This window comes from Streptomyces rubellomurinus, assembly GCF_000961885.1.
Taxonomy (GTDB): domain Bacteria; phylum Actinomycetota; class Actinomycetes; order Streptomycetales; family Streptomycetaceae; genus Kitasatospora; species Kitasatospora rubellomurina.
Genome location: NZ_JZKH01000045.1, coordinates 12,124 through 33,005, shown reverse-complemented (window position 1 = coordinate 33,005; position 20,882 = coordinate 12,124). Strand labels below are relative to the sequence as shown.

Annotated in this window: 22 protein-coding genes; 4 read left to right on the top strand and 18 right to left on the bottom strand. The window is 75.3% G+C overall.

Translation table 11 applies throughout. The features are described from left to right. Positions 1–109: 109 nt before the first annotated feature. Together VM95_RS21685 and VM95_RS21680 are read left to right on the top strand one after the other, a co-directional pair. A complete protein-coding gene (locus VM95_RS21685) occupies positions 110–1,105 on the top strand; it encodes a DEDDh family exonuclease (RefSeq protein ID WP_045699427.1) in 996 nt (331 codons plus the stop codon). A gap of 31 nt (positions 1,106–1,136) precedes the next feature. After that, positions 1,137–1,946, top strand: a complete 810-nt coding sequence (locus VM95_RS21680) for an SURF1 family cytochrome oxidase biogenesis protein (RefSeq protein ID WP_045699424.1) — start codon at positions 1,137–1,139, stop codon at positions 1,944–1,946. A 35-nt stretch (positions 1,947–1,981) separates the two neighbouring features. Here VM95_RS21680 and trxA read toward each other — a convergent pair whose 3' ends face one another. Beyond that, the gene (trxA, locus tag VM95_RS21675) at positions 1,982–2,314 is read right to left on the bottom strand and encodes a thioredoxin (protein WP_045699421.1); all 333 of its coding nucleotides are present in this window, start codon (positions 2,312–2,314) and stop codon (positions 1,982–1,984) included. A 3-nt stretch (positions 2,315–2,317) separates the two neighbouring features. Next, a complete protein-coding gene (locus tag VM95_RS21670; RefSeq protein ID WP_045699419.1) occupies positions 2,318–2,734 on the bottom strand; it encodes a MerR family transcriptional regulator in 417 nt (138 codons plus the stop codon). An 83-nt stretch (positions 2,735–2,817) separates the two neighbouring features. Here VM95_RS21670 and VM95_RS21665 point away from each other — a divergent pair, with 83 nt between their 5' ends. Then, positions 2,818–3,579 (top strand): SDR family oxidoreductase, encoded by a 762-nt coding sequence (locus VM95_RS21665; RefSeq protein ID WP_045699417.1) that lies wholly within the window; start codon positions 2,818–2,820, stop codon positions 3,577–3,579. A 6-nt stretch (positions 3,580–3,585) separates the two neighbouring features. Here the strand turns inward: VM95_RS21665 and VM95_RS43770 are convergent, their stop codons facing one another. From VM95_RS43770 to VM95_RS21620, 9 genes are all read right to left on the bottom strand, one after another. Continuing rightward, positions 3,586–4,233 (bottom strand): hypothetical protein, encoded by a 648-nt coding sequence (locus VM95_RS43770; RefSeq protein ID WP_045699414.1) that lies wholly within the window; start codon positions 4,231–4,233, stop codon positions 3,586–3,588. Beyond that, positions 4,230–4,820 (bottom strand): DUF6286 domain-containing protein, encoded by a 591-nt coding sequence (locus tag VM95_RS21655; protein ID WP_244178878.1) that lies wholly within the window; start codon positions 4,818–4,820, stop codon positions 4,230–4,232. The genes VM95_RS43770 and VM95_RS21655 overlap by 4 nt, the downstream gene beginning before the upstream one ends. Beyond that, positions 4,817–5,164, bottom strand: coding sequence for a hypothetical protein (locus tag VM95_RS21650; RefSeq protein WP_045699412.1), 348 nt, complete (start codon positions 5,162–5,164; stop codon positions 4,817–4,819). Before VM95_RS21650 ends, VM95_RS21655 begins: the two co-directional genes overlap by 4 nt. Next, positions 5,161–5,352 (bottom strand): hypothetical protein, encoded by a 192-nt coding sequence (locus VM95_RS21645; protein WP_045699408.1) that lies wholly within the window; start codon positions 5,350–5,352, stop codon positions 5,161–5,163. Before VM95_RS21645 ends, VM95_RS21650 begins: the two co-directional genes overlap by 4 nt. 45 nt (positions 5,353–5,397) lie before the next feature. Continuing rightward, entirely contained in the window at positions 5,398–5,934 is a 537-nt protein-coding gene (locus VM95_RS21640; protein WP_078860316.1) for an Asp23/Gls24 family envelope stress response protein, read from the bottom strand. A gap of 163 nt (positions 5,935–6,097) precedes the next feature. Beyond that, on the bottom strand, positions 6,098–6,904 hold the full coding sequence (locus VM95_RS21635; protein ID WP_045699405.1) for an enoyl-CoA hydratase/isomerase family protein: 807 nt from the start codon (positions 6,902–6,904) through the stop codon (positions 6,098–6,100). Between the two features lie 237 nt (positions 6,905–7,141). Further along, positions 7,142–7,375, bottom strand: coding sequence for a helix-turn-helix domain-containing protein (locus tag VM95_RS21630; protein ID WP_045699403.1), 234 nt, complete (start codon positions 7,373–7,375; stop codon positions 7,142–7,144). 328 nt (positions 7,376–7,703) lie between these two features. After that, complete coding sequence (gene abc-f / locus VM95_RS21625; protein ID WP_045699401.1) at positions 7,704–9,302, bottom strand: ribosomal protection-like ABC-F family protein; 1,599 nt, start codon at positions 9,300–9,302, stop codon at positions 7,704–7,706. 208 nt (positions 9,303–9,510) lie between these two features. Then, a complete protein-coding gene (locus VM95_RS21620; protein WP_045699399.1) occupies positions 9,511–10,491 on the bottom strand; it encodes a PQQ-binding-like beta-propeller repeat protein in 981 nt (326 codons plus the stop codon). Between the two features lie 387 nt (positions 10,492–10,878). Between VM95_RS21620 and VM95_RS21615 the strand changes: the two genes are divergently transcribed. Next, positions 10,879–12,072: a glycoside hydrolase family 26 protein gene (locus tag VM95_RS21615; RefSeq protein ID WP_078860314.1), complete on the top strand. Its 1,194-nt coding sequence runs from the start codon at positions 10,879–10,881 to the stop codon at positions 12,070–12,072. Between the two features lie 8 nt (positions 12,073–12,080). Here VM95_RS21615 and VM95_RS21610 read toward each other — a convergent pair whose 3' ends face one another. From VM95_RS21610 to VM95_RS21580, 7 genes are read right to left on the bottom strand one after another with little or no spacing between them, the layout of a single operon-like run. Further along, positions 12,081–13,253 carry a GNAT family N-acetyltransferase gene (locus tag VM95_RS21610; RefSeq protein ID WP_078860312.1) on the bottom strand — a complete coding sequence of 391 codons (1,173 nt, stop codon included), beginning with the start codon at positions 13,251–13,253 and terminating at the stop codon, positions 12,081–12,083. Further along, positions 13,250–14,092 carry a Wzz/FepE/Etk N-terminal domain-containing protein gene (locus tag VM95_RS21605; RefSeq protein ID WP_052707492.1) on the bottom strand — a complete coding sequence of 281 codons (843 nt, stop codon included), beginning with the start codon at positions 14,090–14,092 and terminating at the stop codon, positions 13,250–13,252. The genes VM95_RS21610 and VM95_RS21605 overlap by 4 nt, the downstream gene beginning before the upstream one ends. A 46-nt stretch (positions 14,093–14,138) precedes the next feature. Further along, positions 14,139–15,254, bottom strand: a complete 1,116-nt coding sequence (locus VM95_RS21600) for a glycosyltransferase (protein ID WP_045699397.1) — start codon at positions 15,252–15,254, stop codon at positions 14,139–14,141. Further along, on the bottom strand, positions 15,251–16,093 hold the full coding sequence (locus VM95_RS21595; RefSeq protein WP_078860310.1) for a polysaccharide deacetylase family protein: 843 nt from the start codon (positions 16,091–16,093) through the stop codon (positions 15,251–15,253). The genes VM95_RS21600 and VM95_RS21595 overlap by 4 nt, the downstream gene beginning before the upstream one ends. Further along, positions 16,083–17,858 carry a lipid II flippase MurJ gene (locus tag VM95_RS21590; RefSeq protein ID WP_052707491.1) on the bottom strand — a complete coding sequence of 592 codons (1,776 nt, stop codon included), beginning with the start codon at positions 17,856–17,858 and terminating at the stop codon, positions 16,083–16,085. Before VM95_RS21590 ends, VM95_RS21595 begins: the two co-directional genes overlap by 11 nt. Beyond that, positions 17,855–19,198 carry an O-antigen ligase family protein gene (locus VM95_RS21585; RefSeq protein ID WP_052707490.1) on the bottom strand — a complete coding sequence of 448 codons (1,344 nt, stop codon included), beginning with the start codon at positions 19,196–19,198 and terminating at the stop codon, positions 17,855–17,857. The genes VM95_RS21590 and VM95_RS21585 overlap by 4 nt, the downstream gene beginning before the upstream one ends. Before the next feature lie 5 nt (positions 19,199–19,203). After that, positions 19,204–20,727: an exopolysaccharide biosynthesis polyprenyl glycosylphosphotransferase gene (locus VM95_RS21580; RefSeq protein WP_045699395.1), complete on the bottom strand. Its 1,524-nt coding sequence runs from the start codon at positions 20,725–20,727 to the stop codon at positions 19,204–19,206. Between the last annotated feature and the right edge of the window lie 155 nt (positions 20,728–20,882).

The window sequence follows — 20,882 nt, the reverse complement described above, 5'->3', positions numbered from 1 at the left end:
AAAGCAGTCGGAACAGCAGTCCGAATTCCCCCGTCGACCACTCTATTCCCGGCGCTCGGCCCGAACACTTCGACCGGGCCCGCCGCCCCGCCCCTTATCCTGTTGGACCATGCAACCGATCCAGCCCGAGACGTACGGCGCGCCGCGGACCGCCCCGGTCCCCGCCCAGCGCTCCGCCGCCCCCGCCGAGGGCTTCGCGGTGGTCGACGTCGAGACCACCGGTCTCGGCCGCTCGGACCGCGTCATCTCCGCGGGCGTCTACCAGCTGGACCACGACGGCGAGGTCATCGACCACTGGTACACCCTGGTCAACCCCGAGCGGGACCCGGGCCCGGTCTGGATCCACGGCCTCACCGCCGAGCTGCTCGCCACCGCCCCGACCTTCCCGCAGGTCGCCGACGAGTTCGCCGAGCGGCTGCGCGGCCGCGTCCTGGTCGCCCACAACGCGCTCTTCGACTGGAACATGATCTCCCGCGAGTTCTCCCGGGCCGGCCTGCGCGCCCCGGTCGAGCAGCGGCTGTGCACCATGGTCCTCTCCCGCGACCTGCGCCTGCCGCTGCCCAACGGCAAGCTCTCCTCGCTCGCGGCCCACTTCGGCGTCCAGCAGCGCCACGCCCACAACGCCCTGGACGACGCCCGGGTGCTCGCCGAGGCCTTCCGCCCCAGCCTGCACCTGGCCCGCTCGGGCGGCGTCCCGCTGCCGCTGCAGAACTGCGTCGCGGTCACCGACCTCGGCGAGGACGAGCCCGCCGCCCCCGGCCGCGCCTCCTGGACCGGGTCCCAGTACCGCCAGTCCAAGAAGCGGCCGCCGTGCCCGTACCCCAACCCGGGCCGCTGGGAGGACGGCAAGCCGCTCGTCCAGGGCATGCGGGTGGCCTTCACCGGCGACACCGCCACCGACCGCGAACTGCTGGAGGACCGCGCCGTCGAGGCCGGCCTGCACATCGCCACCTCGGTGAGCCGGCTCACCAGCCTGCTGGTCACCAACGAGCCGAACAGCTGGAGCGGCAAGGCCCGCAAGGCCCGCGAGCTGGGCACCCCGGTGGTCGGCGAGGACGCCTTCCTGCAGCTGCTGCGCGAGGTCGCCCCGCACCCCGGTGCGTGAGCCGGTTGTGAGGTCGGCGTACCGTTCCGGTGTGTACCGTTTTCTGCTGACCCGCCAGTGGCTGATCACCATCCTGATCGCGCTGCTGCTGATCCCCGCGACGATCGAGCTGGGTTTCTGGCAGCTGCACCGCCACCAGGCGCGGGTGGCCAGGAACGAGCTGATCGGCCAGGCCCTCACCGCCGCACCCGTCCCCTACGACACCCTGTCGGCGGCCCCGGGCAGGGCCGTCCCCAAGGACCTCGTCTGGCGCGCGGTGACGGCCACCGGCCAGTACGACCCGGCGCACGAGTTCGTGGTCCGCAAGCGGACCGACTCCAGCGGCACCATCGGCTACTTCGTCGTGACCCCGCTGAAGCTCTCGGACGGCAAGGGCAGCGTCCTGGTCAACCGCGGCTGGGTCGCCTCCGCCGCGACCGCCACCGAGTACCCGGCCGTCCCGGCCGCCCCCACCGGCGAGGTCACCCTCACCGGCCGGCTGCGCCCCGACGAGACCACCGGCGGCAGCGAGGGCTTCGTCAAGGACCGGGCCGGCCTGCCCGACCGCCAGTTCAACCTGATCAACACCGCGCAGCAGACCAAGGAGACCGGCACCGACCTGCTCGGCGGCTACCTCGAACTCACCGGCACCAACCCGGCGCCGGCCGACCAGCCGCAGCTGGTCCCCGAGCCCAACCACTCGGACATCGGCCCGCACATGGCCTACGCCGTCCAGTGGTGGCTGTTCACCGGGATGATCCCGGTCGGCGTCTGGGTCCTCGCCCGCCGCGAGGCCAAGGACCGCGCCAAGCAGGCCGCCGAGGCCGAGCCCGAGACGGACGCCGAGCCCGTCACCGTCTGAGACCGGTCCCTGAGACCGGTCCCCGGGACCCGTCCCTACAGGACGTCCGCCAGCTCCCGCAGCAGCCGCGCCTTCGCCCGGGCGCCCACCACCGACCGCACCGGCTGCCCGTCCCGGAACACCATCAGCGTCGGCATCGACAGCACCCCGTACGCCGCCTGGGTCCGCGGGTTGCGGTCCACGTCCACGCTCACCACCCGCAGCCGGTGCGCCTCCTCCTTCGCGATGTCCGCCAGCACCGGCGCCATCATCCGGCACGGCGGGCACCAGTCCGCCGTGAAGTCCACCAGCACCGGCCCGTCCGCCGAGAGCACCTCCGCCGCGAACGTGTCGTCCGTCACCGCCGGCACTCCTGCGATCTCCACCATCGCCTACTCCTCCTCCGTGGTCAGCTCGCACAGCGGCGCCCGATCGGCCTCCGCCGCCAACGCGTCCCGCGCCCGCACCGCCCGCTCGAACTGCCCGGCGACCTGTTGCCGGACGGCCTCCAGCCGCGCGAGGCACGCGTCCAGCTCGGCCAGCTTGCGCCGGTACACCTCCAGCGACGCCGGGCACGAGTCCCCCTCCGGATGCCCCGCCCGTAGGCACTCCACGAACGGCCGGGTCTCCTCCAGTTCGAAGCCGAAGTCCTGCAGCATCCGGATCTCCCGGAGCAGCCGCAGGTCCGCCTCGTCGTACGCCCGGTACCCGTTGCCCGCCCGCCGGGCCGGGAGCAGACCCAGCTGCTCGTAGTACCGCAGCGCCCGCGGGGTGGTCCCCGCCCGCTCCGCCAGTTCCCCGATCCGCATTGCCGCCTCCCGTGCTTCCGGACACCGACCGTAAACCTTGCCCCGGACGTCAACGCCAGTCGTCGGACGGCAGGATGGTCCCCATGGATCTCGGACTCAAGAACAAGGCCTACATCGTCACCGGCGCGACCCGCGGCCTCGGCCTCGCCACCGCCCGCGAACTCGCCGCCGACGGCGCCCACGTCCTGGTGACCGGCCGCACCCAGGCCGCCGTCGACGCCGCCGTGGCCGAGCTGAACACCCTCGGCACCGCCCACGGCGTGGTCGCCGACAACGCCGACCCGGCCACCGCCGCGCGCCTCGTCACCGAGGCCCGCAACCGCTTCGGCCGCTTCGACGGCATCCTGATCAGCGTCGGCGGCCCGCAGGCCGGCACCGTCCAGGACACCCCCGAGTCCGCCTGGCGCGACGCCTTCGAGTCCGTCTTCCTCGGCGCCCTCCGGCTCGCCCGCACCGCCGCCGCCGAGCTCACCGAGGGCGGCGTGATCGGCTTCGTGCTCTCCAGCTCCGTCCGCCAGCCCGTCCCCGGCCTCGCCGTCTCCAACGGCCTGCGCCCCGGCCTGGCGATGGCCGCCAAGGCGCTCGCCGACGAGCTCGGCCCGCGCGGCATCCGGGTGCTCGGCCTGCTCCCCGCCCGGATCGACACCGACCGGGTCCGCGAGCTCGACGGCCTCGCCCCCGACCCGGCGGCCGCCCGCGCCGCCGCCAGCGCCGGCATCCCGCTGGGCCGCTACGGCACGCCCGAGGAGTTCGGCAAGGTCGCCGCCTTCCTGCTCTCCCCCGCCGCCTCCTACCTGACCGGCCTCATGGTCCCGGTCGACGGCGGCGCCCTGCGCACCCCGTAGCGGACGCTAGATCACGCGCGGATGCCTCCGTCGACGCCGGTGCCGCCGGTGCCGGTGCTCGACGGGCGCCGCCTGCAGCACCCTGATCCGCAGCTCGGCCGGCAGCTCCGCCAGCCCCAGGCTCGCCCGGGCGTCCGCCCGCGGCCCGTCCTCGAAGTGCTCGACCAGGCCGACCGGATCCCCGCCCGGCGTCAGCCGGACGGCCCCGCGCAGCCGCGGGTGCCGGGGCGCCCGCACCAGCCGCACCCCCGCCCGTTCCACCTCCGGCAGCACCGCCGTCCCCCGCTCCAGCGCGTCCTCCAGCGCCCGCGCCGTCACCCGCAGCCGCAGCCCGCCGGCCCCCGGCGTCGGGACGGCGATGCTCGACAGCCCGGTGCGCCGCAGCTGCGCCACCAGCCACCAGGCCATCCCGGCCACCAGCACCGACAGCCCGCCGATCACCGCGGGCCACCACCAGTCCCGCGCCACCCACCGCATCCGCGACCGCTCGCTGAGCAGCGGCCGGTCCGGCGAGACGAGCGGCCACCGGCTCGGCGGCTGGACCCCGAGGTGCCGGTACAGGTTCAGCCCGCCCGCCAGCACCAACGCCCCCACCCCGAGCAGCAGCACGCCCACCGCCCCGAGCAGCACCCGGTTCACCACCGCCCGCCTCACCCGGCCACCTCGCTCCGCCCGTCCCCGCCCACCGCACCGCCCGCCCCGCGCGCGGCCCGCACGTCCAGCCGCAGCGGCCGCGCCACCCCCACCCGGGCCAGCTCCTCCCGCAACTGCCGCTGCACCGACGCCGGATCGGCCGCCCCGACCAGCCGCACCCGCACCCGCCGCCGCCCGACCCGGATCCGCAGCTCCTCGATGCCGGTCAGCCCGGCCGCCCGGTCGGCCAGCAGGTGCGCGATCCCGCCCTTGTCGATCGCCGCGGTCGTCTCCCCGTACGGCCGCAGCGGGAGCCAGCGCCGCAGCCCGGGCGCCAGCGCCAGCCACAGCAGGCACCCCCCGAGCACCACGGCCACCCCGGCGCCGGTCAGCACCCACACGTCGTCGAGGCGACGGGTGGCCAGCTCGTCCGCCAGCTGCGCCCGCCACCGCCGGGCCGGCTGCCCGGCCCGCACCGCCACCACGTCGTACAGCAGCGCCCCGGCCGCCACCAGCACGGCGGTGGAGACCAGCGCCGCCGCGGCCGTCCGCGGCGCCCGCAGCCGCGGCACCTTCCCGTGCGGCGCCTCCTCCTCCGCGCCGCTCACGAGGCTCCCCCGCCGATCAACTTCTCGACCACGACGACCACGTCCGACACCCTGGTCCCGGTCAGCCCGAGGACCTGCGCCGCCACCCGCTCACGCACGCCCCGGGCGAGCGCCCCGAGGTCGGCGGGGAACGGCAGCTCCACCTCGACCCGGACGGTCACCGTGCTGCCCGGCACGCTCACCGACACGCGCGGCGGCGCCCCGCGGACCGACCGCCCCGCCCAGACGCCGGCCAGCGCCTCCCGGGCGGCCGCCCGGGCGATCCGGGCGTAGACCCGCTCCGCGATCCGCAGCCGCCCCGGGCCGCCGCCCGTACGCGCGGCGGCCGCGGTGTGCCCCGTCAACGACGCCGGTCCCGCCCGCGCAGCAGGTCACCGAGGTCCCCCAGCTCGATGTCCCCCTCCGCCAGCCGCCCGAGCACGAACCCCACCAGTCCGAGCGCCGCCACCAGCAGGAACGCCGCGAACCCGCCGAAGTACCCGGCGAAACCGAGGGCCATGCCCACCACCAGGCCGACGATGGCCAGGTTCATCCGCTCCTCCTCGTGCTCGACTGCCGAACCGTCCACCGCCGCGCGCTACTTGAGCCTGGGCCGCTGCCCCGGGGCGAGCAGCTGCTCTTCCTCCTCCTCGACCTCAGGCTCGTCGGGGAGGTGGACGTCGTTGACGGCGATGTTCACCTCGACGACCTCCAGGCCGGTCATCCGCTCCACCGCGTCGATGATGTTCTCCCGCACCTGGCGGGCGAGATCGGGGATGACCACGCCGTACTCGACGACCAGCGCGATGTCGATGGCGGTCTGCTTCTCGCCGACCTCCGCCTTGATTCCCCGCCCGACGCTGGACTTCCCGCCGGGCACCCGGTCCCGCATCGCGCCGAAGGTGCGGGCCAGCCCGGAGCCGAGCGCGTGGATGCCGGCGACCTCGCGGGCGGCCATCCCGGCGATCTTCTCGACCACGCCCACGGCCAGCGCCGTCCGCCCCCGCTCGGCGACCGGCCGCCCGCCGTCGCCGGTGCCGCCGGCCGGGCCGGTCCTCCCGGCGGGCGGCGCGCCAGGGGTCGGGGCGTTGCCGGCGTGCTTGTGCAGGGTCGCGGGCGTCGGAGTGTCAGGCATGGGGCGGGTCTCCCGTCGTACGGCTCCAGCTATATCGCAAACCACCCCAACTCTGACATCGCGCCACGTCCCCCGCCCGCCGGGAGCGTCCACCCATGCAACGGCGAAGGCCCGGCCCCGGGGAGTGGTCCCCCGGGGCCGGGCCCGAAACGTACGACCTCGGTCAGTCGCCGATGCCGGCGAGCTCCCGCAGCCGGCGCGCCTGCGCCGCCCGTTCGGCGGAGCGCTGCTCGTCGAAGGAGCGCCCGGCGGCGCCCTGGAGCAGCGCCTTGGTCTCGATCACGGCCCCGCGCGGGGCGGCCAGCAGGGCGGCCGCGAGGTCCCGCGCGGCGGCGTCCAGGTCGGCCGCCGGGACGGCCAGGTTGGCCAGCCCGATCGCGGCGGCCTCGTCGGCGCCGACCCAGCGCCCGGTCGCACAGATCTCCAGCGCCCGGGCGTAGCCGACGAGGTCGACCAGCGGCTTGGTCCCGGCGAGGTCCGGGACGAGCCCGAGCGAGGTCTCCTTCATCGCGAACTGCACGTCCTCGGCGACGACCCGCAGGTCGCACCCCAGGGCGAGCTGGAAGCCGGCGCCCACGGCGTGCCCCTGCACGGCGGCGATGGAGACCAGGTCGGCCCGGCGCCACCAGGTGAAGGCCTCCTGGTAGGCGGCGATGGCGGCGTCCAGCTCCTGGTCGCCGTAGGCGGCGAGCTCCAGGAAGGTGGGCTCGCCGGGGATGCCCTCGGGGGTGAACATCGCCCGGTCCAGCCCGGCGGAGAAGGAGACGCCCTCCGCGCGCAGCAGCACCACCCGGACGCTGCCCGGCAGTTCGCGGCCGGCCGCGACGAGGGCGCGCCACAGGGCGGGCGACTGGGCGTTGCGCCGCTTGGGCTGACAGAGGGTGACGACGGCGAGGTCGCCCTCGATCTCCAGGCGGACGCCGTCCCGCTCCCAGCTCGGGGCCTGCGGGTCGGTGGCGGGGGCGGTCATGCGGGAACCTCCGGTGGCGAGGGATGCGGCTACCGGAGAGTAACAAACCCGGACGCGCGGCGGCAGGGCCTCGCGCCGGTGAAGTGAGGACGAAGGGGCGGACCGATCCCGCCGCCCCGGACATGACGATCGGCGGCCGGTCCACTCGGCCCGGGGGAGGACGTACGGTCGACGACGACCTCGCCGCACCCTCGGCCGACGCCCTGCCGCCGCGCCATCGCTAGAGCTGACGGACCGTCAGGAACCGGCCGCGGCAGCCGCCTTGTTCTTGCCCCGCGTGGCACCTCCGCGGCCCCGGAGGATCACTCCGGACTCGCTCAGCATCCGGTGCACGAAGCCGTAGGAACGACCGGTCTCGTCCGCGAGAGCGCGAATGCTCGCCCCGGCGTCGTACTTCCTCTTGAGATCGGCCGCGAGCTTCTCACGCGCGGCACCGGTCACCCGGCTGCCCTTTTTCAGAGTCTCGGCCACCCGTGCCTCCTCATTTGCGTTGCTCGGTCAGATTCCCATGATCACCCATACACCGCGTCCTGGCCACCCATTCGACAAGGTCGATGTCGGGATTGCCCCGACCTACGGTGGTGATCCGAGCGCACCAGGGCGCTCACACAGAGTGCACGCCCCCGGGCGGATGCCGCCATCCGCCGGGAAAGGGCTGATCAGCAACGTCGGCCCGACCACGATCGAGTGGCGGGCCGACGGGAAGTCCTCAAACGGAATACCGGGCTACTTCATTCCCGGACACGCCGTGAGTACCAGTTTTTCTGGTCCGAATAGCGGAGAGGGCGTCTACGTCCGGTCAGGCCAGGTTGACCAGATCGGCGTAGGCCGGGCTCCAGAGGTCCTCCACCCCGTCCGGCAGCAGGATGATCCGCTCCGGCTGGAGCGCGTCGACCGCGCCCTCGTCGTGGGTGACGAGCACGACGGCGCCGGTGAACTCGCGCAGCGCGCCCAGGATCTCCTCGCGGCTGGCCGGGTCGAGGTTGTTCGTGGGCTCGTCGAGCAGCAGCACGTTGGCCGAGGAGACCACCAGGGAGGCCAGCGCCAGACGGGTCTTCTCACCGCCGGAGAGCACCCCGGCCGGCTTGTCGACGTCGTCCCCGGAGAACAGGAACGAGCCGAGGATCTTGCGGATCTGCACCAGGTCGGTGTCCGGCGCGGAGGAGCGCATGTTCTCCAGGACGGTGCGCTCCGGGTCCAGCGTCTCGTGCTCCTGGGCGTAGTAGCCGATCTTCAGGCCGTGGCCCGGGGTCACCTCGCCGGTGTCCGGCTTCTCCACCCCGGCCAGCATCCGCAGCAGGGTGGTCTTGCCCGCGCCGTTGAGGCCGAGCACGACGACCCGGGAGCCGCGGTCGATCGCCAGGTCCACGCCGGTGAAGATCTCCAGCGAGCCGTAGGACTTGGACAGGTCCGCGGCGGTCAGCGGGGTCTTGCCGCACGGGGCCGGGTCCGGGAAGCGCAGCTTGGCGACCTTGTCGCTCTGGCGCACCTGCTCCAGCCCGGAGAGCAGCTTCTCGGCGCGGCGGGCCATGTTCTGCGCGGCCACCGTCTTGGTCGCCTTGGCGCGCATCTTGTCGGCCTGCGCGTTCAGCGTCGCGGCCTTCTTCTCGGCGTTGGCCCGCTCGCGCTTGCGGCGCTTCTCGTCGTCCTCGCGCTGCTGCTGGTACTGCTTCCAGCCCATGTTGTAGACGTCGATCGCGGAGCGGTTGGCGTCCAGGTAGAAGACCTTGTTGACGACCGTCTCGACCAGGTCGACGTCGTGCGAGATGACGATGAAGCCGCCCTTGTAGGTCTTCAGGAAGTCCCGCAGCCAGGCGATCGAGTCGGCGTCCAGGTGGTTGGTGGGCTCGTCGAGCAGCAGCACGTCGGAGTCCGAGAACAGGATCCGGGCCAGCTCGACGCGGCGGCGCTGACCGCCCGAGAGGGTGTGCAGCTGCTGGCCGAGGATGCGGTCCGGCAGGCCGAGCGCGGCGGCGATGGTGGCGGCCTCGGCCTCGGCGGCGTAGCCGCCCTTGGTGAGGAACTCGGTCTCCAGCCGGGCGTACTTCTTCATCGCGTTGTCGCGGGTGGCGCCCTTGCCGTTCGCCATCCGGTCCTCGTTCTCGCGCATCTTCTTCAGCACGGTGTCGAGGCCGCGGGCGGAGAGGATGCGGTCCTTCGCGAGGACGTCGAGGTCGCCGGTGCGCGGGTCCTGCGGGAGGTAGCCGACCTCGCCCGAGCGGGTCACCGTGCCGGACGCGGGCAGGCCCTCGCCGGCCAGCACCTTGGTGAGCGTGGTCTTGCCGGCGCCGTTGCGCCCGACCAGGCCGATCCGGTCGCCGGCGGCGACCTTGAAGCTCGCGGACTCGATCAGGATCCGGGCACCGGCGCGCAGTTCGAGGGCGTTGGCGGAAATCATGACGGGGAACTTCTCCTGGGGCGTGGGCGGGCGGCCGGGCAGGTCCCGGGGCCGGGCGAGCGGAACGAGGGGCTTCGACGGCGGTCGGCGCGGCGGCAGGGGGCCGCCGCCCGCTATTGCCCGGAGAAGTTAGGCATGCCGGCAAGTCTACCGGGCCGCGCCGGAAGCCCCCGGGGCGGTACCACCCGGGGGTAACCGGCTGCCGGGGTTACGGCTGCGGCTGCGGCGTGCCCGGGGCGGGGGCGGGGGCGGTCTCCGGAGCGGCGGGAGCGGCCGGGCTCGCGCAGCCGGTCTGCGGGCGGACGGCGGCGAACGGCGCGGCGGCGCTGCCGCAGCCCGTCTCGGGCGCGGCCGCCCTGGTGTCGAACACCCGCGGCGGGACGACCGGGCCGTCCGAGATCTCCACCCGGCTGGCGTCCAGCACCTTGACGGTCGCCGCCGGCCCGGTGCTCATCGCCCAGCCGCTGCTGTCCAGCCGGTAGCCGGTGATCGCGCCGGAGACGGCCAGGCCGGCGCTGTTGGTGCAGGTGCGCGGGACGAGCACGGCGTAGCCGGTGTGCACGGTGCGCAGCGGGTCGTAGACGCAGCCGTTGGCGGGCTTGTCGTTGTAGCGCAGGTCGCCGTCCGCGTCGCGCAGGCCCATGGTCAGGCTCGGCGTCACCACGGCCAGCCAGGGCGAGCCGGCCCGCTGGACGGTGTGCAGCGCGGCCTTCGCCCGCTGCTTGGCGAGCTCCTTGCGCTGGTCGTCGGTCCGCTTGTCGGCGCCGGGCTCGCCGGAGCCGCGCAGCCAGTCCGCGAGGCCGGGCACCGCGCGGTGCCAGCGCACCTCGTGGTCGCCGGGGCGCACCGAGGTGAGCAGGCCGTCGTCCCAGACCACGATCGCGTTGTCGCCGGCCATCGCCAGGTACAGCGCCTCGGCGCCCTCCCGGCGGTAGGACCAGGCCTGCGCGCCGGTCTGCAGGTGGAAGGCCTCCAGGCCACCGCCGACCACCCGCAGGTCGAGGTCCGCGGCAGTGAGGGACTGCGAGCTGACGGGCGTGGCCTCCGCGTCGCCCGGCCCGGCCACCTTGTCGCCGAACGGCTCCGGCTTGTTGGCGTGCGCCGCCGCTCCGGCCGCAAGGACCAGCATCACCGCCAGGGCAGGCAGGATCGAGCGGGGGGTCAGTACACGCAGCGGCTTCCGGGACACAGCCGGAGCGTATCCAACGGCGGCCGGGCGAGTCAGCCGGGATTCGGCCGCCGCCCGGGCCGGCCACGGCGCGCGCGGCCGCGTGCGCCCTCCCCGCGCGCCCGCCCGCCCACCTGCATGGTCGGGCCCCGACCGGTCGGTGGGGCCTCGGGGCCCGGGGCGGGAGCGGCGCACCGGACCGTTACAGAGCTGATACACGACCCCCGTGGCAGGGACACGCCGAGCGACGCGGCCGCCGTTGCGGCAGACGGCGTTCGAATACCGCCCACTTTGGAGTGACATTCGGCTTTTCCGACGCCCGCCGGCCCTACTGTCGGCGAACGGGTCACCACGGTCCGTCCGCACCGTCGCCCGTCCGCCCGCCCCGCGCCGTCCGGAGGAGAGACCATGCGAATCGGCCGCCTGACGATGGCCGCCGCCGCCCTGCTGCTGATGGCCACGGCCAGCGTCCCGAGCGGTACGCCGCTCAGCCAGCCCGAGCGGCACAGCCTCTCCTCGGACGCCTTCGAGCCGCGCGGCGCCGCCCCCCGGCCACCCGTGCAGCGGCCGAAGCACGAGCCGCCGTTCGGCGCGTTCGTCGGCTCCTGGGACAACTACATCCCGCAGATCGGCCAGTACGCGCGCTGGCTGGGCGACGCCAACCTGCAGGTCGGCCACACCTACCTGGCGGGCAACGGCTGGGCCGACATCGAGGGCGAGCCGGTGGTGCTCGGCATGTGGTCGCAGTGGCGGCTGGCCGACCCGTCCCGGCTGCTCGTGCTCGGCGTGCCGATGCTGGTGCCCAACGAGGCGAACGTGCCGGACGGCGAGGTCGCCAAGCTGCTCGGCCAGGGCGCCCGCGGGGACTTCGACGTGCACTTCCTGCGGCTCGCCCGCCGGCTGGTCGCGCTCGGCGGCGCGGACACGGTGCTCACCCTCGGCTGGGAGATGAACGGCGTCACCTACACCCACCGCTGCAAGCCCGACCCGGCCGCCTGGAAGGCGTACTGGCGGCGGATCGTGGGGGTGATGCGCTCGGTGCCCGGGCAGCGGTTCCGCTTCGACTTCGCCCCCAACCGGGGCCTGGACGCGATCCCGTGGACCAAGTGCTACCCCGGGGACGACGTGGTCGACATCATCGGCATGGACAGCTACGACCAGCCCGCCGGGGCCGGCTTCGACGACTACGTGCGCGAGCCGTACGGGCTGCAGGACCAGGTGGAGTTCGCCGCCAGGCGCGGCAAGCCGGTCTCGTACCCGGAGTGGGGGCTGTTCCGCAACGGCGACAACCCCGAGTTCGTGCAGCGGATGGTCGACTGGATGCGCACCCACGACACCGCGTACCAGACCATCACCGACTACTGCCCGCACGGCTTCTTCCAGTGCGACCGCAACCCGCGCTCGGCGGCGCGGTTCCGGCAGCTGATGTCCGGCTCGAAGGGGGCGCCGGCGGCGGTGCCGACGGCGCCCCCGGCGCCGACCCCGACCGCACCGGCCACCCCGACCGCGCCGGTCACCCCGGCCCCGACCGCGCCGGCACCGTCGCCGTCGTCATCGCCCTCACCGTCGCCGTCGAGCACCGCCAAGCCGGCCCGGCGCTGATGGCCGGATCAGCGCAGGCCGCGCGCCAGCAGGGCCTGCTTGAGCCGGGGGAAGCGGGTCCGCAGCAGGTGCGCCGCCGCCTGCCGGCCGCGCACCAGGGCGGCCCTGACGGCGGCCGCCGGCGCCACCCCCGTGGGGCCCAACAGCAGCCACTGGTTGCGCAGTTGGTCGGGCCGCCAGCGCTGCTTGTACGGCTCCTGGCCGCGCAGCAGGCCGAACACCGGGATGCCCGCGCCAACCGTCTCGTCCTGCGCCGCGCTGAACAGCAGCCCGGCGACGTCCAGCCGCTCGCGCAGCACCGGGTGAACGCCGTACAGGTAGAGCCCGCTGGTGGCCGGGCAGAGCAGCAGCAGGCTCACCGCGACCAGCTGGCCGTCCAGGTGGAACTGGTGGACGGCGGCCCGGCCGGTGGCGACCAGGCCGGCGGTGGACTCGTTCAGGTGCCGGGCGAAGCGCTCGGTGCGGTGCTCGGGGGTGACACCGCGGTCCTGCCACTGCAGGAAGTGCAGCCGCAGCAGGCCCTCCAGGGCCTCCGGCACCTCCTCGACCGGCGTCGGGCGGACCCTCACCCCGGCCTCGGCGATCTTGCGCAGCTTCACCCGGCTGCGCTGCGCGGTCTTGCCGGACAGCCGCTTCAGCAGCCGGTCCATCGGGACGGCCGGGAGGTGCTGGCAGAGCGAGTCCTGGAAGCGGCGGCGACTGCCGCGCCAGTGCTCGTACACCTTCTGCACGGCCGCCTCCGGGTGCACCTCGCGCAGTTCCAGGAACTGCCAGGGGCGGGTGACCGGGAGGGCGGCGGCGAGTTCGGCGGCGGCCCGGTCGGCGCACTCGTCGTCGAGCAGCACGTCGGTGTAGTCGATCAGCCCGGCGCCGAGGCCGGTCAGGCCGCCGAGCCGGCCGCGCCGCCGGAAGGCGCCCGCGCCGACCAGCCGGCCGTCCCGGCGGACCAGCACCACCAGCAGCGCGCCCGGGTGGCCGTAGTGGCGCCACCAGGAGCGCTGCCAGGCCGAGGCCTGGAAGAAGGTGGCGGTGCGGCAGCGGGCGGCCAGGGCGTCCCACTCCTCGGCGAGGGTGTCCAGGGCGTCGTCCTCGCGGCGCAGCTCGGTGGTCCAGACGGCGGGCTCGGCCGAACCGGAGGTCTGCCGGGCGGGCAGGCCCGCGCGGCGGGTCTCGGTGCTCATCGTCCGCTCCCGGCCGTGGTCTTCTCCTTGGCCGGGGTCTTCGGCCCGGCCTTGGGGGCGTCCTTCGCGGCGAGCTCCGCCGCCGGCTTCGCCGTCTGCTCCTCCGCCTGCTTCTTCGCCGGCTGCTCGGCGGGCTCCGCCTCGGCCTCCGCCTCGGCCTTCGCGGGCCGCGCCTCGCCGCGCGGGCGCGGCGTGATCGGTGCCTCGGGCGTCTCGGGTGCCTCGGGCGTCTCGGGTGCCTCGGGCGTCTCGGGCACGTCGACGGCCTCGGCCGCCTCGGTGCCGGCGCGGCGGCGGGTCATCATCACCAGCGCGCCGAGCAGCAGCCCGGCCGCGCCGCCGACCGCGACGTCCAGCTTGCCCGAGGGGGTGGTCGGCTTGTCCGGCTCGGCGGCCGGGGCCAGCGTCACCAGCCGGACGTTGGTGTCCCGGCTGCTGGTGTTGGCGAAGGAGACCAGCGCCCGGGCCACCGCGTCGGCGGTCTGGGCGGCCTCCTGCGGGCGGGTGCCGGTGCCGGTGATCTCGATCATCGGCGCGTCCGGCGAGGTCGTGCCGTGCACCAGGGCTTCGAGGTCGGCGCGGCTGTGGCCGGTCTCGGCGGCCGCCACCGCCAGCACCTGCGGCTGGCCCGCCAGCCGGCCGTACGCCTGCGCGAAGTTGGTCGCCGTGGCGGCCTCCCCCGGGTTCTGCGCCACCACGAGCACGTAGGCGCTGGCGGCGTACGAGGGGTGCGAGACGGCGGCGTACCCGCCGCCGGCCGCGGCGCCCAGCGGCACCGCGAGCACCACCGGCCACCAGCGGCGGACCAGGCGGCGGGCGCTTCGGCGCGGTGTGGTCATGGGTGTTGCTCCTTGGATATGCGAGGGCGGTGCCGGCAGCGGGCGGTCAAGCGCGGGCCAGCCGGTCGTAGAGGGCGCCCAGGTCGGCGGCGACCCGGGCGATGTCGTAGTGGCCGACCGCCGGCGGGTGCGGCAGCGGGTCGGCGGTGTGGTCGTCGAGGTGCCGCAGGTCGCGCAGCGCGGCGGCGTACGCGGCCGGCTCGGAGGGGATCCGGCGGGCCTGCGGGGCGGCGCTGGGCGGCAGTTCGTCGAGGGCCGGGCAGGCGCTGTGCCGCACCGGCAGCCCGGCGGCCAGGCCCTCCAGCGCGCCGAGGCCGAAGGTCTCCGCGGTGGAGGGCGCGGCCAGCACGTCCATGGCAGTCAGCAGCTCGGGCACGTCGTCCCGCTCGCCGGTGAGCACCAGCCGCTCCCGGACGCCGAGTTCGACGGCCCGGCGCTCCAGCGCGGCCCGTTCCGGGCCCGCCCCGACCAGCACCAGCCGGGCGGCCGGGTCGAGCTCGGCCAGCGCCTCGACCAGCACCTCGAAGCGCTTGCCGGGGACCAGCCGGCCCACCCCGCCGACCACCCAGCTCCGTTCCGGCAGGCCGAGTTCGGCCCGCAGCCGGCGGCGGACGGCGGCCCGCTCGGCGGGCGGGCGGCGGAACCGGGCGGCGTCGATGCCGTTCGGGATCAGCTCGACCCGGGCCGGTGGGACGCCCCAGGAGTGCAGAGTCTGGGCGACCTGCCGGGAGACCGCGACGGTGGTGCTGCCGAGCCGCTCGGCCGCCAGGTAGAGGCCCTTGACGCCCCGGGTGACCGGGCGGCCCTCGATCACCCCGGCGTGCAGCGAGTGCTCGGTGGCGACCACCGCGCGCACCCCGGCCAGCCGGGCGGCCAGCCGGCCGTACAGCTGTGCCCGGTAGAGGTGGGTGTGCACCAGGTCGTAGCGGCCGGCCCGGACCAGCCGGACCAGCCGGGGCAGCGCGCCGAGGTCGCGGTTGCCGCGCATGCCGAGGTGGTGGACGGTCACGCCGTCCGCGCGCAGCGCCTCGGCGACCGTGCCGGGGTTGGTCAGGGCCAGCACCTCGCACTGCTGGTGGGCCGGCAAGTGCCGAAGCAGCAGGTGGAGTTGGCGCTCGGCGCCGCCGGAGGCGAGCCCGGTGACGATGTGCAGGACCCTCATCGCCCGGCCTTCCGCCGCAGGTCGGTCACGGTGTCGCGCAGCCGGTGGCGGGCCTGCTTGGCGCGCAGCCGCCAGGCGCCGTCGCGGTCGCCGACGTAGCAGCGGGGCAGCGCGAAGCGGCCGGTGAGCGAGGAGTGCGCGATGGCGCAGGCGTAGTCGTAGCCCGCGTCCCGCACGGCCAGGGTGGCGGCCAGGTCGACGGCGCCGTACGGGTAGCAGAAGCCGGTGACCGGGCCGCCGACGACCTCCTCCAGCAGCCGCCGGCTCTCCCGGGCCTGGACCTCCAGGGCCTCGGCGGGCAGGCCGGGCAGCGCCTGGTGGCCGAGGCCGTGCGAGCCGATCTCCCAGCCGGCGGCGGCGAGTTCGGTGACCTCCTGGACGGTGAGCAGCTTCTTGCGCGGGCCCTCGGCGTCCCAGCCGTTGTCCTGCCCGAGCAGGTCGGCGACCACGTACGCGGTGGCGGTGAAGCCGTACGCCTGCAGGATCGGTACGGCGTACCGCGCGAAGTCCGCGTAGCCGTCGTCGAAGGTCAGGCCGACCAGTCCGTCCGCGCGGCCGAGGGTGCGGGCGTGCATCAGCTCGCGGACCGAGACGCCGCGCCGGCCGCGCCGGTGCAGCCAGGCGACCTGTTCGGCGAAGCGTTCCGGGCTGACGGTGAGCCGGTACGGGTCCTCCTTCTCGACCGCGACCGAGTGGTACATCAGGATCCACGGCGAGGCGGAGCCGGGGGCGGTCGGTTCGCCGAGCGGGCTGCGGCTCCTGGGCAGACGCGCCCGGTTCGGTGGGGCGTTGGTGACGCCTGTCCTTGCCGAACGGACGGTTCCCCGTTCACTGTCCATGGGGGGTCTTCCCTTCGTCGGCGACGGTTGGCGGGTTCGGAACGGGCGCCCCGGCGGGCGCGAGGGCCGGCGCCGGCGCGCGCCGGACGGCCCGGACGGCGGCGAGGACGGGGCCGCGCACCTCGCGGGCCCCGAGGCAGGTGCCGAGGACGGCGAAGGCCAGCACCACGGCGAGGCCTCCGAGGAGGGTGTCGAGCAGCGGGTCGTCGACCGGGGCCGCGGCGGCCGCGCCGAGCACGGTGGCTCCGGCGGCGGCGGCCACCAGCCGGGCGTGCCCGCCGAGCACCCGGCGCAGCCGCAGCGGGATGCCGCGCAGCACCAGGCCGCGCAGCAGCAGCGCGGCCGTGGCGGTGATGCCCGCCGCGTTCCCGGCGGCGAGGCCGAGGGCGCCGAAGCGGGGCGTGGCGAGCAGGCCCACGGTGACGGTGACGGCGAGGCCGAGCAGCATCGCGGCGACCGGGTACCAGTCGAGCAGCCGTTTGCCGCCCGCTCCGGCCCCCGGGTCGTCGGCGCGGCGGACCACCGGGCGCAGCGAGAAGTACGGCCGGATTATCACGCCGATCAGCGCCTGGGCGGGCAGGCCGAAGCTGTAGACCCGGATGACCTCGGCGGTGGCCTCGGTGTCCCGCGGGCCGAAGGCGCCGCGCTGGAACAGCAGCGAGACCACCGCGGGGGCGCAGGCCATCAGAAAGGAGGTGCCGAGCAGCACGACGGCGGCCGCCTGGCCGAGGTCCTTCTCGACCCGGTCGCGGGCGGCGGTGACGTCCCCGGCGGCGAGCGCCCTGGCCACCAGCGGGAAGGTGACGGTGCAGATCAGGATGCCCGCCGTCATGGCGAGTTGGGAGACCTTGGCGGCGTAGTTGAGGTGCGAGATGGTGCCGGGCGGCAGCGCCGAGCCGAGGTAGCGCTCGACGAAGACCTGCGACTGGCGGGTCAGGGTGAAGGAGGCGACCGGCAGCAGCGCGAGCGGCATCAGCACCAGGGCGTTGCGGGAGCGGCGGCTGCGCCCCGTGCCGGTGCCGGCGGCGCCCTCGCGCAGCCGGCGCAGGAACGGGCCGACCAGCAGGCCGGCCATCAGCAGGCTGCCGAACGCGACGCCGAGGGCGGCCGAGCGCACGCCCAGGTACGCGTGGCCGGCCAGCAGGACGCCGAGGATGCCGAGGTTGTAGGCGACGTAGATGCCGGCCGGGGCGGTGAAGCGGTGGTGGGCGCGCAGCGCGGCGGCGAGGTAGCCGGCCACGCCGAAGGGCAGCACGGTGATCGCGGTGATCCGGGTGCAGGTGACGGCCAGGCCCGGGTCGGTCAGGCCGGGGGCGAGCAGGTCGACCAGTTCGGGGGCGCCGAGGGCGGCGGCCAGGGCGAGGCCGCTGAGGGCGATCAGCAGCCAGGGCAGGGTGGCGCGGACCAGCTGGCGGACCGGGTCGGGGGCGTCCGGGTCCTCCTCGCGCAGCACCAGGGCGAGGGCGAAGGCGGGCAGCATGATGAAGGACATGGCGTCCTCGATCAGCAGCGGCGCGGCCGTCTCCGGGACGGTCCAGGCGACCAGGAAGGCGTCGGTGCCCTGGTTCGCGCCGAAGTAGCGGGCGAGCAGCAGGTCGCGCAGCAGGCCGAGGCCGGAGCCGGCGGCGCTGAGCACGGCGGTGATGCCGAAGGCCTTGGCGAGGAAGCCGCCGCGCGGCGCCCGGCCCGGCCCGGGGGGCGGTTCGGGGGCGCTGCGCGGGGCCGGGAGCGGGGAGGCGAGGACGGTCGGCCGGTCGGCGGTCACGGGGTCACCTCGCCGGCGGCGGCGGAGGTGGAGGCGCGGGCGGCCAGGCCGAAGACGACCGAGGTCAGGACGGTGGTGGTGCCGCCGATGTCGGCGTACAGGAAGTCGACCAGCACCCAGGTGAGCAGGGCGAGTGCGGCCAGGCCGAAGCCCCGGCGGTTGCGCAGGCAGCCGAGCAGCAGGGCGAGGAAGAGCGTCGCGTACGCGGTGACGCCGATCAGGCCCTGCTCGCTGAGCACCAGGAAGTACATGTTGTGCGGGGAGAGCAGCGGCTCGCGCTGGAAGCCCATGGTGGGGTCGGTGGTGTCGCTGCCGGAGGAGAGCCGCAGCGGGGCGTGGCTGTCGCGCAGTTGCGGGAAGGCCTTGGGGCCGGCGCCGTGGACGGGGTGGTCCTGCCAGATCCGGCCGGCGGTGGCCCACAGGTCGTAGCGGTCGGAGACGGACTGGTCGGGGGCGGCCGAGACGGAGCCGATCGAGCTGATCCGCGCGGTGACGCCGGAGGCGCCGAGGCCGAGGCCGCCGACCAGGACGACGGCGGCGGCGAGGCCGAGGACGGTGCCGCGCACGAACAGCCGGGCGTCGGCGCGCAGCAGCAGCACGGTGGCGGCGACGCCGGTGGCGATCCAGCTGCCCCGGCTGAAGGAGACGGCGAGCGGGAAGGCCAGGAACGCGGCGGCGCCGAACATCGCCCGGCGCAGCCGGGGATCGCCCCCCGGCCCCCGCTCGCCGAGCGCCAGCGCGAGCGCGGCCAGCAGGCCGTAGCTGACCACGGTCGACATCGCCATGACGTCGAGGGCGCCGAAGGTGCCGATCGCGCGGATCGGCTGGCCGGTGTAGGAGGCGCCGGTGCGGGTGAGGTACTGGTGCGCGCCGACCGCGCCCTCGATCAGCGCGGCGAGCACGAAGGAGCCGAGGACGAGCCGCTGGTCGGTGCGGTCGCGCAGCGAGCACAGCACCGAGGCGGGCACCAGGACGAACACCTGGGTGAGCCGGACGAAGCCGGTGACGCTGGTGGCCGGGTCGATCGAGCCGACGGTGGCGACGGCGGCGGCGGCCACGATCCCGCCGAACAGCACGCAGGTGGTGCGGTCGAGGGCGGGCAGCCGCCCGCGCAGCAGGTTGACCGCGGTGAGCGCGACCAGCGCCAGGGAGGCGAGGTCGGCGGCGGTGATGTGGACGGCGGCCGTGACGTCCTTCTCGCCGGTGGGCACGCAGACCAGCAGTACGGTCGCGGCGGCCAACAGGCTGGGCCGGTCGGCGGCCGCCGCGAGGGTGTTCCGTAACGCTGTTACTCGCCCGCTCGCCTCCGGGGCGGGATCGGCGGGAAGGGTCAGGGCCACGCGGGTCAGCTCCCGTCCGGGTGGAGCATCAACGCCGCGGTGCGGCACAGGATCTTGACGTCCTGCCAGAGGCTCCAGCTCTCGATGTAGCGGTTGTCGAAGCGCGCCCGGTCCTCGATGGAGGTGTCCCCGCGCAGGCCGTTGACCTGGGCGAGGCCGGTGAGGCCGACCGGGACGCGGTGGCGGTCGGCGTACTCGGGGTAGGTCTGGCTGAACCGCATGACGAAGTACGGCCGTTCGGGACGCGGGCCGACCAGGCTCATGTCGCCGCACAGCACGTTCCACAGCTGCGGCAGCTCGTCCAGCGAGCTCTTGCGCAGCAGCCGGCCCACGGTGCCCATCCGGTGGTCCTGGGAGATGTTCCAGCGGGTGGCGGACTCGTGCTCGTTGCTCGGGCGCAGGGTGCGGAACTTGAGGACGGTGAAGACCCGGCCGTCCAGGCCGGTGCGCTGCTGGCGGAAGAGCACGCCGGAGCCGGTGTCGAAGCGGACGGCGAGCGCGCACAGGGCGAGCACGGGGGCGAGCAGCAGCAGGCCGAACGCGGCGGCGGTGATGTCCAGGGCGCGTTTGGCGGCCCAGCCGGGGCGCTGCAGCGCGGGGCTGCCCACCCGCAGGCAGGGGAAGCCCCACAGGTGGTCGGCGCCGGCGATCGGGGCGGTGGGCAGCGAGCCGTACTCGCGCAGCGCGGGGACGAGCCAGACCTGGCAGCCGAGTCGGGCGGCGTCGCGCAGGGCGGCGGCGGTCTCGGCCTCGTCGGCGGCGCCGGCGGTGGCGATCACGTGGTGGATCCGGTGCCGGCGGACCTCGCGCTCCAACACCTCGCGGCCGCCGAGGACGGGCAGGTCGGTGTCGCCGGCCAGCAGCGGCGGGTCGGCGTCGAGGAAGCCGACCGGGCGCATCCCGTACTCGCGGTGCTCGCCGAGGGCGGCGGCGACCTTGCGGCCGAGCCGGCCGGCGCCGAGGACGAGGACGGGGCTGGGCCGGCCGCGGCGGATCCGCCGGACGAGGTGGTAGAGGAAGCCGCGGCCGACGGCGGCGATCAGCAGCTGGGCGCCGAGCAGGACGGTGAGCCGGGCCGGGGTGGCCGGGCCGCAGTCGGGCCAGCGCCCGTCCAGACAGCCGGCCAGGGTGACGGCGAAGGCGGTGGCGACCGCGGCGCGGACGGCGAGGGCGGGCAGCTCGTCGAGGACGGACAGGGTCAGCCGGGTGCGGTAGAGGCCGCCGGTGAGGTTGAGCAGGAGCAGCAGCGGCAGGACGGCGGCGACACCGAGCAGTGGCGCGAGCGGGGCGGCCGGGTCGACGGCCCGGTTGGCGATGCCGGTGGCGGCGCACAGCGCGATCGCGTCGACCTGGAGCAGGGTGAGCGGCAGGGCGAGTCGGGAGCGGACCGGGCGGCGGTGGCTGCGGGGTGCCGGTACCGCGCGGGTGTGCGCGGACCTCGCTGGACGGTCGAGCAGCCCGGTGCCCGGCCGGTGCGGGCCCGCCAGGGGCCCGCCGGGTCGCGGCACACTGTCGTGGTCAATGGTCATCAGCGCACGAACTCCCCTGCTGTGTGCCCGGGGCGACGGCGCCCCGGCACCGGATGGCGGGGGGCGGCCGTCCCGGCCCGGTGGGCGCGGTCCTGACTGCACCTGCTGCCGCTGGCGGCTTTCGGTTCGCTCGCGAGGGCGGCGGTCGCAGTGGA

Bases quoted from the DNA above. Each gene is read 5' to 3' on its own strand.
- VM95_RS21605 (WP_052707492.1), bottom strand. From the start codon at position 14,092: ATGACCACACCGCGCCGAAGCGCCCGCCGCCTGGTCCGCCGCTGGTGG.
- VM95_RS21635 (WP_045699405.1), bottom strand. From the start codon at position 6,904: ATGACCGCCCCCGCCACCGACCCGCAGGCCCCGAGCTGGGAGCGGGAC.
- VM95_RS21615 (WP_078860314.1), top strand. From the start codon at position 10,879: ATGCGAATCGGCCGCCTGACGATGGCCGCCGCCGCCCTGCTGCTGATG.
- abc-f (WP_045699401.1), bottom strand. From the start codon at position 9,302: ATGATTTCCGCCAACGCCCTCGAACTGCGCGCCGGTGCCCGGATCCTG.
- VM95_RS21685 (WP_045699427.1), top strand. From the start codon at position 110: ATGCAACCGATCCAGCCCGAGACGTACGGCGCGCCGCGGACCGCCCCG.
- VM95_RS21670 (WP_045699419.1), bottom strand. From the start codon at position 2,734: ATGCGGATCGGGGAACTGGCGGAGCGGGCGGGGACCACCCCGCGGGCG.
- VM95_RS21580 (WP_045699395.1), bottom strand. From the start codon at position 20,727: ATGACCATTGACCACGACAGTGTGCCGCGACCCGGCGGGCCCCTGGCG.
- VM95_RS21600 (WP_045699397.1), bottom strand. From the start codon at position 15,254: ATGAGGGTCCTGCACATCGTCACCGGGCTCGCCTCCGGCGGCGCCGAG.
- VM95_RS21595 (WP_078860310.1), bottom strand. From the start codon at position 16,093: ATGGACAGTGAACGGGGAACCGTCCGTTCGGCAAGGACAGGCGTCACC.
- VM95_RS21640 (WP_078860316.1), bottom strand. From the start codon at position 5,934: ATGCCTGACACTCCGACGCCCGCGACCCTGCACAAGCACGCCGGCAAC.
- trxA (WP_045699421.1), bottom strand. From the start codon at position 2,314: ATGGTGGAGATCGCAGGAGTGCCGGCGGTGACGGACGACACGTTCGCG.
- VM95_RS21645 (WP_045699408.1), bottom strand. From the start codon at position 5,352: ATGAACCTGGCCATCGTCGGCCTGGTGGTGGGCATGGCCCTCGGTTTC.
- VM95_RS21665 (WP_045699417.1), top strand. From the start codon at position 2,818: ATGGATCTCGGACTCAAGAACAAGGCCTACATCGTCACCGGCGCGACC.
- VM95_RS21610 (WP_078860312.1), bottom strand. From the start codon at position 13,253: ATGAGCACCGAGACCCGCCGCGCGGGCCTGCCCGCCCGGCAGACCTCC.